Origin of the sequence: Cupriavidus alkaliphilus (assembly GCF_900094595.1) — a bacterium.
GTDB classification, from domain to species: domain Bacteria; phylum Pseudomonadota; class Gammaproteobacteria; order Burkholderiales; family Burkholderiaceae; genus Cupriavidus; species Cupriavidus alkaliphilus.
Genome location: NZ_FMAD01000017.1, coordinates 27,097 through 40,469, shown reverse-complemented (window position 1 = coordinate 40,469; position 13,373 = coordinate 27,097). Strand labels below are relative to the sequence as shown.

Annotated in this window: 16 protein-coding genes; all 16 read left to right on the top strand. The window is 66.8% G+C overall.

The annotated features are described in order from the left end of the window. Positions 1-85 precede the first annotated feature (85 nt). The 16 genes from mlaD to hisF all read left to right on the top strand — a co-directional run bounded on the left by mlaD (position 86) and on the right by hisF (position 13,373). A complete protein-coding gene (gene mlaD / locus GA0116996_RS26105; protein ID WP_092317537.1) occupies positions 86-598 on the top strand; it encodes an outer membrane lipid asymmetry maintenance protein MlaD in 513 nt (170 codons plus the stop codon). Beyond that, the gene (locus GA0116996_RS26100) at positions 595-1,503 is read left to right on the top strand and encodes an MlaA family lipoprotein (RefSeq protein WP_092317534.1); all 909 of its coding nucleotides are present in this window, start codon (positions 595-597) and stop codon (positions 1,501-1,503) included. Before mlaD ends, GA0116996_RS26100 begins: the two co-directional genes overlap by 4 nt. A gap of 200 nt (positions 1,504-1,703) precedes the next feature. Then, a complete protein-coding gene (locus GA0116996_RS26095; protein WP_092317531.1) occupies positions 1,704-2,333 on the top strand; it encodes an MlaC/ttg2D family ABC transporter substrate-binding protein in 630 nt (209 codons plus the stop codon). A gap of 169 nt (positions 2,334-2,502) precedes the next feature. Beyond that, entirely contained in the window at positions 2,503-2,811 is a 309-nt protein-coding gene (locus GA0116996_RS26090; RefSeq protein WP_092317528.1) for an STAS domain-containing protein, read from the top strand. Between the two features lie 259 nt (positions 2,812-3,070). Next, a complete protein-coding gene (locus GA0116996_RS26085) occupies positions 3,071-4,021 on the top strand; it encodes an ABC transporter ATP-binding protein (protein ID WP_092317525.1) in 951 nt (316 codons plus the stop codon). Beyond that, entirely contained in the window at positions 4,018-4,839 is an 822-nt protein-coding gene (locus GA0116996_RS26080; protein WP_092317522.1) for an ABC transporter permease, read from the top strand. Before GA0116996_RS26085 ends, GA0116996_RS26080 begins: the two co-directional genes overlap by 4 nt. Positions 4,840-4,889: 50 nt before the next feature. Continuing rightward, positions 4,890-5,138, top strand: coding sequence for a BolA family protein (locus GA0116996_RS26075; RefSeq protein WP_018004929.1), 249 nt, complete (start codon positions 4,890-4,892; stop codon positions 5,136-5,138). 74 nt (positions 5,139-5,212) lie between these two features. After that, entirely contained in the window at positions 5,213-6,463 is a 1,251-nt protein-coding gene (gene murA / locus GA0116996_RS26070) for a UDP-N-acetylglucosamine 1-carboxyvinyltransferase (RefSeq protein ID WP_092317519.1), read from the top strand. Between the two features lie 20 nt (positions 6,464-6,483). Further along, complete coding sequence (gene hisG, locus GA0116996_RS26065; protein ID WP_062801929.1) at positions 6,484-7,158, top strand: ATP phosphoribosyltransferase; 675 nt, start codon at positions 6,484-6,486, stop codon at positions 7,156-7,158. A 32-nt stretch (positions 7,159-7,190) separates the two neighbouring features. Beyond that, entirely contained in the window at positions 7,191-8,528 is a 1,338-nt protein-coding gene (gene hisD, locus GA0116996_RS26060) for a histidinol dehydrogenase (protein ID WP_092317516.1), read from the top strand. A 30-nt stretch (positions 8,529-8,558) separates the two neighbouring features. Beyond that, on the top strand, positions 8,559-9,659 hold the full coding sequence (gene hisC, locus GA0116996_RS26055) for a histidinol-phosphate transaminase (RefSeq protein WP_092317513.1): 1,101 nt from the start codon (positions 8,559-8,561) through the stop codon (positions 9,657-9,659). Positions 9,660-9,663: 4 nt separating this feature from the next. Beyond that, entirely contained in the window at positions 9,664-10,251 is a 588-nt protein-coding gene (gene hisB, locus GA0116996_RS26050) for an imidazoleglycerol-phosphate dehydratase HisB (protein ID WP_010812330.1), read from the top strand. A 94-nt stretch (positions 10,252-10,345) separates the two neighbouring features. After that, positions 10,346-10,969, top strand: coding sequence for a YchE family NAAT transporter (locus GA0116996_RS26045; protein WP_092317510.1), 624 nt, complete (start codon positions 10,346-10,348; stop codon positions 10,967-10,969). Then, the gene (gene hisH / locus GA0116996_RS26040; protein ID WP_165835223.1) at positions 10,966-11,619 is read left to right on the top strand and encodes an imidazole glycerol phosphate synthase subunit HisH; all 654 of its coding nucleotides are present in this window, start codon (positions 10,966-10,968) and stop codon (positions 11,617-11,619) included. The genes GA0116996_RS26045 and hisH overlap by 4 nt, the downstream gene beginning before the upstream one ends. Positions 11,620-11,785: 166 nt before the next feature. Next, entirely contained in the window at positions 11,786-12,532 is a 747-nt protein-coding gene (hisA, locus tag GA0116996_RS26035; protein ID WP_092317507.1) for a 1-(5-phosphoribosyl)-5-[(5-phosphoribosylamino)methylideneamino]imidazole-4-carboxamide isomerase, read from the top strand. A gap of 70 nt (positions 12,533-12,602) precedes the next feature. Then, entirely contained in the window at positions 12,603-13,373 is a 771-nt protein-coding gene (gene hisF / locus GA0116996_RS26030) for an imidazole glycerol phosphate synthase subunit HisF (protein ID WP_062801924.1), read from the top strand.

Sequence of the window (13,373 nt, the reverse complement as noted above, 5' to 3'; positions counted from 1 at the left end):
CGGGAAGTACGATAACAAGACGGCGATAACAAACAGCGTCAACAGGGCAGCGACAGACACTACGGGGTTGAAGAAAGAGATTCCAATGAAAAAGAACACACTCGATTTCTGGGTGGGGCTGTTTGTGGCGGCAGGCTTCGTCGCCTTGCTCTTCCTTGCCCTCAAGGCGGGAAACATGAGCGCCTTCAGCTTCCAGGACACCTATAGCGTGCAGGCCCGCTTCGACAATATCGGCGGGCTCAAGCCGCGCGCGCCGGTCAAGAGCGCGGGCGTGGTGGTCGGCCGGGTCGCGGCGATCCGCTTCGATGACAAGACCTACCAGGCCACCGTCGAGATGAGCCTGGAGACGCGCTACCAGTTCCCCAAGGACACCTCGGCCAAGATCCTGACCTCGGGCCTGCTGGGCGAGCAATACATCGGCCTGGAAGCCGGCGGCGACACCGCCATGCTGGCCAACGGCGCGCGCATCACCATGACGCAATCCGCGGTGGTGCTCGAAAACCTGATCGGGCAGTTCCTGTACAACAAGGCCGCCGATGCCGGCGGCGGCTCGTCCCCCGGCGCCAGCGCGCCGGCCCCGGCTGGAGATCTCAAGTGAACGCCGCGCGCCCCATCCGCAACCTCCTGGCCACGGCCGCCGCCGCGGCGGCGCTTGCCGGTTGCGCCACCGGCCCCACCGCCAACCCGAAAGACCCGCTGGAGCCGTTCAACCGCGAAGTCTCGAAGATCAACGAGGACTTCGACAAGGGCATCCTGCGCCCGGTGGCCGAACTCTATGCCGACTACATGCCGACGCCGGTGCAGCGCGCGGTGGAGAATTTCTTCTCCAATGTCAGCGATGTCTATTCGGCGGCGAACAACCTGCTGCAAGGCAAGCCTACGCGCGCGGCCGAAGACACCATGCGCGTGGCGATGAACACGGTGCTGGGCATCGGCGGCCTGATCGACATCGCTACCCCGGCCGGCCTGCCCAAGTACAAGGAAGACTTCGGCCAGACGCTGGGTGTGTGGGGCGTGCCGGCCGGGCCGTACCTGGTGCTGCCGCTGTTCGGCCCGAGCACCTTCCGCGACACCGCCGGCATGCTGGTCGACCGCCAGGCCGATCCGTCGGCGTACTTCTACCCGGTTTCGCTGCGCAATTCGCTGGCTGGCGCGCGCATCGTCGCCGGCCGCGCCCAGCTGCTGGGGGCGAGCAACCTGCTGGAGCAGGCGGCGCTGGACAAGTATTCGTTCCTGCGTGACTCCTATCTGCAGCGGCGCCAGTACCTGATCTACGACGGCAACCCGCCGGGCGCCGACGACGACGCCGAGACCGAAGGCGCTGCGCCGGCCGCGACTGACGCCGGTGCCGCGCCGGCACCGGTCCCGCCGGCGGAGGGTGCTTCGGCGCCTGCCGCCGAGCCGCCCAAGCCTGGCGCCGCGGGCGAGACCCAGCCCGAGGGCCAGAGCATGCCGGTGCCACCGGGACTGCCGGGCGGCCTGCCCGGTGTGCGTTTCCGTTGAGGCGAAGCAAACGTCACTGGCGCTGTGAATGCGCTGTGACCGCTGAAACAAATTGTTTGTAGGTGGTGTCCGGTGCGCTTTTGATGGCAACGCGCGCCACGCCGCTATGTTCCAATCTGCAAGGACCCGTGGCCTTCCCGCCGCGTAGCGAGGCGCCGGCGCGCGGGTCACGACCTCTTTGATAAAGAAGGAAATCTCACATGCTCAAGCGACTGTTGCTCCCCCTCCTGACGGCGGTTGCCTTCGCGGGGACCGCGCAGGCCCAGGTATCGGCTCAGGACGCGGCCACTCCGGACGGACTGGTCAAGGCCGTGGTCAATGACGTGATGTCGACCGTGAAGGCCGACAAGGACATGCAGGCCGGCAATATCGGCAAGATCACCACGCTGGTCGAACAGAAGATCATTCCCAACGCCAACTTCCAGAAGACCACGCAGATCGCCATGGGCCGCAACTGGTCCAAGGCCACGCCCGAGCAGCAGAAGCAGATCACCGAGGAATTCAAGACCCTGCTGATCCGCACCTACGCCGGCGCCATCGCGCAGATCCGCGACCAGACCGTGCAATACCGTCCGTACCGCGGCACCGCCGACGATACCGATGCCACCATCCGCACCCAGGTGATCAACAAGGGTGAGCCGATCCAGATGGACTACCGCCTGGAAAAGACCGCGCAGGGCTGGAAGGTCTATGACATCAACGTGCTGGGCGCATGGCTGACCGAGGCCTACAAGGGCAGCTTCAACACCATCGTCGGCCAGCAGGGCGTCGAGGGCGTGATCAAGACGCTGCAGGACCGCAACCGCCAGCTCGCCAACGCCAAGAGCTGACCGGCGCTTGCGCGGTGCCGTGCGTGCCGTGCCGTGCGGTACTCGCTGCGATGCAGCACGGCGCGCCCGAGTTGCACTACAATGGCCGTTCGCGACACAGGCTCCCGCTCCGCGCGGGAGTCTTCGTTTCAGCCCCTTTCCTTCTTTCCGCATCCAGGCCACTGACGCCATGCTTTCGCCGGGTAATTCGCTGACCAACCAGAATGCCGCCGCGGTGCTGCGCGACGGGCTGGCACGCGTGGCGCAGGGCGACGTCGAGGTGGACTGCACGGGCCTGGCTCAGGTGGATTCCTCCGCCGTCGCCGTGTTGCTGGCATGGCACCGGGCCGCCGTGGCGCGCGGCCAGGCGCTGGTGCTGCGTGGCGTGCCGGCGCAGCTGGCGCAACTGGCCAGCCTGTACGGCGTCGACGGCCTGCTCGGCCTGGCGAGCGCAGCCGCGCCTGCCGCCACCCCACCACGACACCACCACCGACATTGATCCGGCATCGCCGGTCGCCACCCTGGCGGCCACACGCGATGCCGCGGCGACCGCCGGCGCGGCCGCCGAGCCCCCGGGGCGGATCCGGCGGGGATCAAGCGGGACCGACCCCGCATCCCCTATAATTCCGGGTTGTTCGCCCATCCCCCGCCTGTTGCCGGCCCAATCCATGCCGGAGCAGGATATCCGGGCACGCAGTTGCTCCCCATTTCCTGGCGGCTGGCCCCGAAAGAGCCGGACCCGCCACAAACAATCGGCCATGAAAGCCATTGAAATCCACGACGTTCGCAAGCGCTACCGCAACCTGCAGGCGCTCAAGGGCGTCAGCTTCACCGTCGAACGCGGCGAATTCTTCGGCCTGCTCGGGCCCAACGGCGCCGGCAAGACCACGCTGATCTCGATCCTCGCCGGTTTGAATCGCGCCGATTCCGGCCGCGTCAGTGTGCTGGGTCACGATGTCGTCGCCGATTACCGGATGGCGCGGCGTATGCTGGGCGTGGTGCCGCAGGAGCTGGTGTTCGATCCGTTCTTCACGGTGCGCGAGACGCTGCGGCTGCAGTCAGGCTATTTCGGCCTGACCCGCAACGACGACTGGATCGACGAAATCATGGCCAACCTGGACCTGACCGGGAAAGCCGATGCCAATATGCGCCAGCTGTCCGGCGGCATGAAGCGGCGCGTGCTGGTGGCGCAGGCACTGGTGCACCGTCCGCCGGTGATCGTGCTCGACGAGCCCACCGCCGGCGTCGATGTTGAGTTGCGGCAAACGCTGTGGAAGTTCATCTCGCGCCTGAACCGCGAAGGGCACACCATCATCCTGACCACGCACTACCTCGAAGAGGCCGAGGCCCTGTGCGACCGCATCGCCATGCTCAAGTTCGGCGAAGTGGTGGCGCTGGACCGCACCAGCAACCTGCTGACGCAGTTTGCCGGCCTGCAGCTGGTGCTGACCTTCGCGCGCGGCGCCCTGCCGCCCGGGCTGGAGCCGCTGCGCATGCCGGCCAACCCCGGCGAGCGCGCGGTGCGCCTGCGGCTGTCGGGCTACCAGGCGGTCGAGCCGATCCTGGCCGCCTGCCGCGAAGCGGGCTGTGACATCGAAGACATGGAAATCAACAAGGCCGACCTCGAAGACGTATTCGTGCAGATCATGCGCCGCGAGGGGCATATGCCCGGCGCGCTGCCCGACCCGGCGATGGAGGCCGCGGCATGAAGCAGCCTGGCGACATCGAAATCCTCGACGACACCCGCCTCGGCCCGATGGCGGTCGGCGGCCTGGTGGGCTTCCGCACGCTGCTTTACAAGGAAGTGCTGCGCTTCTGGAAGGTGAGCTTCCAGACCGTGGCCGCGCCGGTGCTGACCGCGGTGCTGTACCTGCTGATCTTCGGCCATGTGCTGGAAGACCGGGTCAAGGTCTATGACCAGATCAGCTACACCGCCTTCCTGGTGCCCGGGCTGGTGATGATGAGCGTGTTGCAGAACGCGTTCGCCAACAGTTCTTCGTCGCTGATCCAGTCGAAGATCACCGGCAACCTGGTGTTCGTGCTGCTGCCGCCGCTGTCGCACTGGGAAATGTTCGGCGCCTACGTGGTGGCCTCGGTGATCCGCGGGCTGACCGTCGGCCTGGGCGTGCTGCTGGTGACGGCGTGGTTCGCCAACCTGCATTTCGCCAACGTGGGCTGGATCCTGGTGTTCGCGCTGCTGGGCGCCGGCATCCTGGGCACGCTTGGCGTGATCGCCGGCATCTGGGCCGAGAAGTTCGACCAGCTGGCCGCGTTCCAGAACTTCCTGATCATGCCGGCGACCTTCCTGTCCGGCGTGTTCTATTCGATCCATTCGCTGCCGGCCTTCTGGCAGGCGGTGTCCCATGCCAATCCGTTCTTCTACATGATCGACGGCTTCCGCTATGGCTTCTTCGGCGTCTCGGACGTGTCGCCGCTGTTCAGCCTGGCGGTGGTCGGTTCGGCGTTCGTGGTGCTGGCCGCGCTGGCGCTGCGTCTGTTGAAGTCCGGGTACAAGCTGCGCCACTGAGCGGCGGCCGGCCCTGTTGAATCAAGCTGAATCACGCTGAAGAGAACCCCATGCTGCCTACACCGGAACAAGTCAGGGACTACATTGCCCAGGGACTGCCCTGCGAACATCTGCAAGTCGAGGGCGATGGCCAGCATTTCTTTGCCACCATCGTCAGCAACGAATTTGAAGGCAAGCGGCTGATCCAGCGCCACCAGCGTGTCTACGCGGCGCTGGGCGACCGCATGCGCGCCGAGATCCATGCGCTGTCGATGAAGACCCTGACCCCCGCGGAGTGGCAGGCGGACGCAGGCAAGTAAGGCACTATGCGCCGCGCGCCTGCGCGGCTCCAGAACAATGATGCCGGGCGCGTGCCCGGAACAAACCATAGAACATGGACAAATTCCAGATCCACGGCAACGGCCCGCTCAAGGGTGAAATCCGCGTCTCGGGCGCCAAGAACGCCGCCCTGCCGATCCTGTGCGCGGGCCTGCTGACGGCCGACACCGTCGCGCTGGACAACGTGCCTAACCTGCAGGACGTGCGCACCACGCTCAAGCTGCTGCGCCTGATGGGGATGCAGGCCGAGTTCGACGGCGCGCGCGTGACCCTGAACGGCGCCGACGTCAATGTGCTCGAGGCCCCGTACGAGCTGGTCAAGACCATGCGCGCCTCGATCCTGGTGCTGGGCCCGCTGGTGGCGCGCTTTGGCGAGGCCCGCGTGTCGCTGCCGGGCGGCTGCGGCATCGGCGCGCGCCCGGTCGACCAGCACATCAAGGGCCTGCAGGCGATGGGCGCCGAGATCACGATCGAGCACGGCTTTATCCATGCCCGCGCCAAGCGCCTGAAGGGCGCGCGCGTGGTCACCGACATGATCACCGTGACCGGCACCGAGAACCTGCTGATGGCCGCCACCCTGGCTGAAGGCGAGACCGTGCTGGAAAACGCCGCACGCGAGCCCGAGGTGACCGACCTGGCCCAGCTGCTGGTCAAGATGGGCGCGAAGATCGACGGCATCGGCACCGACCGCCTGGTGGTGCACGGCGTCGAGCGCCTGCACGGCGCCAGCCACAGTGTCATCGCCGACCGCATCGAGGCCGGCACCTTCCTGTGTGCGGCGGCCGCGACGCTGGGCGACCTGGTGCTGCGCGGCGTGCAGCCCGAGATCCTCGACACCGTGCTCGACAAGCTGCGCGAAGCCGGTGCCAGCATCGAGACCGGCGCCGACTGGATCCGACTGGCGATGCCGCACCGCGCCCGCGCGGTGAGCTTCCGCACCTCCGAATATCCTGCCTTCCCGACCGACATGCAGGCCCAGTTCATGGCCCTGAACGCCGTCGCCGAAGGCACCGCGCGCGTGACCGAGACCATCTTCGAAAACCGCTTCATGCACGTGCAGGAACTGAACCGCCTGGGCGCCGACATCACCGTCGAAGGCAACACCGCGGTGGTCAACGGCGTGCCGCGCCTGTCGGGCGCCAACGTGATGGCGACCGACCTGCGCGCCTCGGCCAGCCTGGTGATCGCCGGCCTGGTGGCCGAGGGCGAAACCGTGATCGACCGCATCTACCACCTGGACCGCGGCTACGACCGCATGGAAGACAAGCTGTCGGCAGTGGGCGCGAAGATCCGCCGCATTGCCTGAGCACCAAGGACTGAAGCCCGATGAGCCCCGCTTTCAACGCATCGCCCAACCAGCTGACGCTGGCTTTGTCCAAGGGCCGCATCTTCACCGAGACGCTGCCGCTGCTGGAAGCGGCCGGCATCCGCGTCACCGAGGATCCCGAGACCTCGCGCAAGCTGATCCTGCCGACTTCCGATCCGGCGGTGCGCGTGGTGATCGTGCGCGCCTCGGACGTGCCGACCTACGTGCAGTACGGCGCGGCCGACTTCGGCGTGGCCGGCAAGGACGTGCTGATGGAAAGCGGCATGGCCGGCCTGTACGCGCCGATCGATCTCAACATCGCGCGCTGCCGCATGTCGGTGGCGGTGCCGGCCGGGTTTGACTACGCCAAGGCCGTGCGCCAGGGCGCGCGCCTGGCCGTGGCCACCAAGTACGTGCAGACCGCGCGCGAGCATTTTGCGAAAAAGGGCGTTCACGTCGACCTGATCAAGCTGTACGGTTCGATGGAGCTGGGCCCGCTGGTGGGCCTGTCCGATGCCATCGTCGACCTGGTCAGCACCGGCAGCACGCTGCGCGCCAACAATCTTGTGGAAGTGGAAGAGATCGTGCAGATCTCGTCGCGGCTGGTGGTGAACCAGGCCGCGCTCAAACTCAAGCGCGAGCGGCTGGCACCGATCCTCGACGCCTTCGAACGCGCTTCAGCGGCGCTGGCCTGAGGCCGGGTCGCCGCCTGACAGGAACAGAAGTCATGAACCCAACCGAAATGGAAAGCCTGCCGATCCGCCGGCTCGATTCCAGCGAGCCGGGCTTTGCCGAGGCGCTGCGCCAGGTGCTGGCCTTCGAGGCCGGCGAGGACGAGGCCATCGATCGCGCCGCCGCGCAGATCCTGGCCGACGTGAAGTCGCGCGGTGATGCCGCGGTGCTGGAATACACGCGCCGCTTTGACCGCGTCGAGGCGGCGTCGATGGGCGCGCTCGAGGTATCGCAGCAACAGCTCGAAGCCGCGCTCGAAGACCTCGAGCCCAAGCGCCGCGCCGCGCTGGAGGCGGCCGCCGCGCGCGTGCGCGCCTACCACGAGAAGCAGAAGATCGAATGCGGTAGCCACAGCTGGGAATACACCGAGGCCGACGGCACCATGCTGGGCCAGAAGGTGACGCCGCTGGACCGCGTCGGCATCTACGTGCCGGGCGGCAAGGCCGCCTACCCGTCGTCGGTGCTGATGAACGCGATCCCGGCGCGGGTGGCGGGCGTCAAGGAAATCATCATGGTCGTGCCCACGCCCGGCGGCGTGCGCAATGAACTGGTGCTGGCCGCGGCGCAGATCGCCGGCGTCGACCGCGTGTTCACCATCGGCGGCGCCCAGGCGGTCGGCGCGCTCGCCTACGGCACCGCGACGCTGCCGCAGGTCGACAAGATCGTCGGCCCCGGCAACGCCTATGTGGCCGCGGCCAAGCGCCGCGTGTTCGGCACCGTCGGCATCGACATGATCGCCGGCCCGTCCGAGATCCTGGTGATCTGCGACGGCACCACCGACCCCAACTGGGTGGCGATGGATCTGTTCTCGCAGGCCGAGCACGACGAACTGGCGCAGTCGATCCTGCTGTGCCCGGACGCGGACTATATCGCCCGCGTGGAAGCCAGCATCCAGCGCCAGCTTGGCACCATGCCGCGCCGCGACGTGATTGCCGCGTCGATCTCCGGCCGGGGCGCGCTGGTCAAGGTGCGCGACATGGAAGAGGCTTGCGAGATCGCCAACGCGATCGCGCCGGAGCATCTCGAGATCTCGGCCGAGAACCCGCGCCAGTGGAGCGAGAAGATCCGCCACGCCGGCGCCATCTTCCTGGGCCGCTATACCAGCGAGTCGCTGGGCGACTACTGCGCCGGCCCCAACCACGTGCTGCCGACCTCGCGCACCGCGCGCTTCTCGTCGCCGCTGGGCGTCTATGACTTCCAGAAGCGCTCGAGCCTGATCGAGGTGAGCGAGGGCGGCGCGCAGATGCTCGGACAGATCGCCGCCGAACTCGCCTATGGCGAAGGGCTGCAGGCCCACGCCCGCAGCGCGGAATACCGTTTCAAGCGTAGCTGAACCCCTGACCCAACCCACACTGGAGCTTCCATGTCAGCCGTAGAGCCCTCCCTGATCGAACGCATCATCCGTGACGACGTGCGCGCCATGGGCGCCTACCACGTGCCGGATTCGCACGGTCTGGTCAAGCTCGACGCGATGGAAAATCCGTACCGCCTGCCGCCCGCGCTGCGCCAGCAACTGGCCGAGCGGCTGGGCGAGGTGGCGCTGAACCGCTACCCGGTGCCGAGCAGCGAAGCGCTGCGCGCCGCGCTCAAGCGCGTGATGCAGGTGCCGGCCGGCATGGACGTGCTGCTCGGCAACGGCTCGGACGAGCTCATCAGCATGCTGGCGCTGGCCGCGGCCAGGCCGGGCGCGAAGGTGATGGCGCCGGTGCCGGGTTTTGTCATGTACGCGATGTCCGCGCAGTTTGCCGGCCTGCAGTTCGTAGGCGTGCCGCTGCGCGAGGACTTCACGCTGGACCGCGCCGCGATGCTGGCGGCGATGGCCGCGCAGCAGCCCGCCATCATCTACCTGGCCTACCCGAACAACCCCACCGGCAACCTGTTCGACGCCGCCGACATGGAGGCCATCATTCGCGCCGCGCAGGGCGAGGTGTGCAACAGCCTGGTGGTGGTCGACGAGGCCTACCAGCCGTTCGCCCAGCACAGCTGGATGCCACGGCTGACGGACTTCGGCAACCTGCTGGTGATGCGCACCGTATCGAAGCTCGGCCTGGCCGGCATCCGCCTGGGCTACCTGGCCGGCGCGCCCGAATGGCTGGCGCAGCTGGACAAGGTGCGGCCGCCCTATAACGTCAACGTGCTGACCGAGGCCGCCGCGCTGTTCGCGCTCGAGCATGTGGCGGTGCTGGACGAACAGGCCGCGCAACTGCGTGCCGAACGCACGCGCGTGGCCGACGGCATGGCCGCGCAGCGCGGCGTTACCGTGTTCCCCAGCGCCGCCAATTTCCTGCTGGTGCGCGTGCCGGATGCCGCACAGACCTTCGAGCGCCTGCTGGCGCGGAAGGTATTGATCAAGAACGTGAGTAAAATGCACCCGTTGCTGGCCAATTGTCTGCGCGTCACGGTCAGCACGCCCGAAGAAAACGCGCAGTTCCTTGAGGCATTCGCAGCGTCGCTGCAGGATTAACACCATGCGTGTTGCAGAGGTCACCCGCAATACTTCGGAAACGCAGATTCGCGTTTCCCTGAATCTCGACGGCAGCGGCCGCCAGAAACTGGCGTCGGGCGTGCCGTTCCTCGACCACATGCTGGACCAGATCGCCCGGCATGGCATGTTCGACCTGGAGGTCGAAGCCACCGGCGACACGCATATCGACGACCACCATACGGTGGAAGACGTCGGCATCACGCTCGGCCAGGCGGTGGCCAGGGCCATCGGCGACAAGAAGGGCATCACCCGCTACGGCCACAGCTACGTGCCGCTGGATGAATGCCTGTCGCGCGTGGTGATCGATTTCTCCGGCCGCCCGGGCCTGGAGTTCCACGTTCCGTTCACGCGTGCGCGCGTGGGCAGCTTCGACGTGGACCTGACCATCGAGTTTTTCCGCGGCTTCGTCAACCATGCCGGGGTGACCCTGCATATCGACAACCTGCGCGGCATCAATGCCCATCACCAGTGCGAGACCGTGTTCAAGGCCTTTGGCCGGGCGCTGCGCATGGCGGTGGAGCTGGATCCGCGCGCGGCCAACACGATCCCTTCGACCAAGGGTACGCTCTGAGCTTGCTGAAACCGTAGGCGTGCCGGCTGGTTGCGGCGCCCGCTGACTTTCCCAGCCCCGAATCCGGCCAGCGAATGCTGGCGACCCGCAACCAATGGACACGCTCAAGTCGTTTATCTCGCTGCTGGCGCTGATCAACCCGATCGGGGCGATCCCGTTCTTCATCAGCCTGACCACGCAGCAGACCGAAGCGGAAAAGCGGCATACCATCAAGATCGCATCGATCTCGGTGGCGATCGTGGTGGCGGTGTCGGCATTGCTGGGGCAGCAGATCATCGAGTTCTTCAATATCTCGGTGGCATCGCTGCAGGTGGGCGGCGGACTCATCATGATCATGATGGCCATGAACATGCTGAATGCGCAGACCAGTCGCACCAAGGCCACGCCGGAAGAAGAGGACGAGGCCGGAGTCAAGTCCAGTATCGCGGTGGTGCCGCTGGCGCTGCCGCTGCTGACCGGGCCGGGTTCGATCAGTACGGTGATCGTCTATGCGGGCAAGACCCAGCACTGGTATCAGTTGCTGATTCTGGTCGGCATCGGCGCGCTGCTGGGTTCGGTGGTGTACCTGGTATTCCGCGCGGCGGACCCGATCGCCCGGGTGATCGGGCGCACCGGCATCAATATCGGCACGCGCCTGATGGGCTTGATCCTGTCGGCGCTGGCCGTGGAATTCATCGTGGACGGGCTGAAGACATTGTTGCCTGTTTTGAAATCATGACTACCATAGCAATTGTGGATTACGGCATGGGCAACCTGCGCTCGGTGGCGCAGGCGCTGCGTGCCGCGGCGCCGGAGGCCGATGTCCGGGTGGTGGATGCGCCCGAAGGCATCCGCTCGGCGGACCGCGTGGTGCTGCCGGGCCAGGGCGCGATGCCCGACTGCATGTCGGCGCTGGGGGCGTCGGGACTGCAGCAGGCGGTGGTCGAGGCCGCCGCGAACAAGCCGATGCTGGGCGTGTGCGTGGGCGAGCAGATGCTGTTCGAGTTCAGCACCGAAAGCCGGGCCGGCACGGATCGCACCCCGGCGCTGGCGCTGATGCCCGGGCAGGTCGTACGGTTTGCGCTGGATGGCATGACGCAACCCGACGGCTCGCGTTTCAAGGTGCCGCAGATGGGGTGGAACCGGGTGCGCCAGGCCAGGCCGCACCCGCTGTGGGACGGTATCCCGGACGACAGCTGGTTCTATTTCGTCCACAGCTACTATGTGCAGGCGCAGGATCCGGCCCATATTGCCGGCGAAACGGAATACGGAGTCGTGTTTACCAGCGCGGTAGCGCGCGATAATATTTTCGCGACGCAGTTCCACCCCGAAAAAAGCGCGGCCATGGGCCTGCAGCTGTACCGGAACTTCGTCCACTGGAATCCCTGAAGCGCAGCTTGCCGATTCGCGATTCGCTTGTTTTCGCTTGTTGACCCGATGCTCGACCGCTGACCGACCCGGCACCTGACCCGTTTCCGATCGACTATCGACCCGACCTGACCGGCATGCGCCGGTCTCGCTCAATCTCACTCACTCAACCACGCTCGTCACGCATATGTTGCTCATTCCGGCCATCGACCTGAAGGACGGTCAGTGTGTACGCCTCAAACAAGGCGACATGGACCAGGCCACCGTCTTTTCCGAAGATCCCGCCGCCATGGCACGCCACTGGGTGGAGCAGGGCGCCCGCCGCCTGCACCTGGTGGACCTGAACGGCGCGTTCGTGGGCAAGCCCCGCAACGAGGCCGCCATCAAGGCCATCATCGCCGAGGTCGGCGACGAGATCCCGGTGCAGCTGGGCGGCGGCATCCGCGACCTGAACACCATCGAGCGCTGGCTGGACGACGGGCTCTCGTACGTCATCATCGGCACCGCGGCGGTGAAGAACCCCGGGTTCCTGAAGGACGCCTGCTCGGCTTTCGGCGGCCATATCATCGTCGGGCTCGATGCCAAGGACGGCAAGGTGGCCACCGATGGCTGGAGCAAGCTGACCGGCCACGAGGTGGCGGACCTGGCGCGCAAGTATGAAGACTACGGCGTCGAGGCCATCATCTACACCGACATCGGCCGCGACGGGATGCTGCAGGGGATCAATATCGATGCCACCGTCAAGCTGGCGCAGTCGATGTCGATCCCGGTGATCGCCAGCGGCGGGCTGTCCAACCTGGCCGATATCGATAACCTGTGCGCGGTGGAGGGCGAGGGCGTGGAAGGCGTCATCTGCGGCCGTGCGATCTATTCCGGCGACCTCAACTTTGCCGACGCGCAGGCGCGCGCGGACAAGCTGCGCAACGGGCAATAAGGCAACGGCGCCGCGGGGCGCGGCCGCCCGGCCACTGCCGGCACGGCAGCGGTGGCGGACAAGGAATCTCATGCTAGCCAAACGTATCATCCCCTGCCTGGACGTGACCAACGGGCGGGTGGTCAAGGGTGTCAACTTTGTCGAGCTGCGCGACGCGGGCGATCCCGTGGAAATCGCGCGCCGCTATGACGAGCAGGGCGCCGACGAGATCACATTCCTGGACATCACCGCGACCAGCGACGGGCGCGACCTGATGCTGCATATCATCGAGGACGTCGCCTCGCAGGTGTTCATCCCGCTGACGGTAGGCGGCGGCGTGCGCACCGTCGAAGACGTGCGCCGGCTGCTCAATGCCGGCGCCGATAAGATCAGTGTGAACTCGTCGGCGATTGCCAACCCGCAGCTGGTGTCGGATGCCACCGCGCGCTATGGCTCGCAGTGCATCGTGGTGGCGATCGACGCCAAGCGCAGCTCCGCCCCGGGCGAAGCGCCGCGCTGGGAGGTCTTCACCCACGGCGGGCGCAAGGCAACGGGGCTGGACGCGGTGCAATGGGCACGCGAGATGGCCACGCGCGGCGCCGGCGAAATCCTGCTTACCAGCATGGACCGCGATGGCACCAAGAGCGGCTTTGACCTGGAGCTGACCCGCGCGGTCAGCGATGCGGTGCCGGTGCCGGTGATCGCCTCGGGCGGCGTCGGTGGCCTGCAGGACCTGGCCGACGGCATCACCCAGGGCCGCGCCGACGCGGTGCTGGCCGCCAGCATCTTTCACTACGGCCAGCATACCGTGGGCGAAGCCAAGGCATTCATGGCCCGCGAGGGCATTCCCGTGCGGATCTGA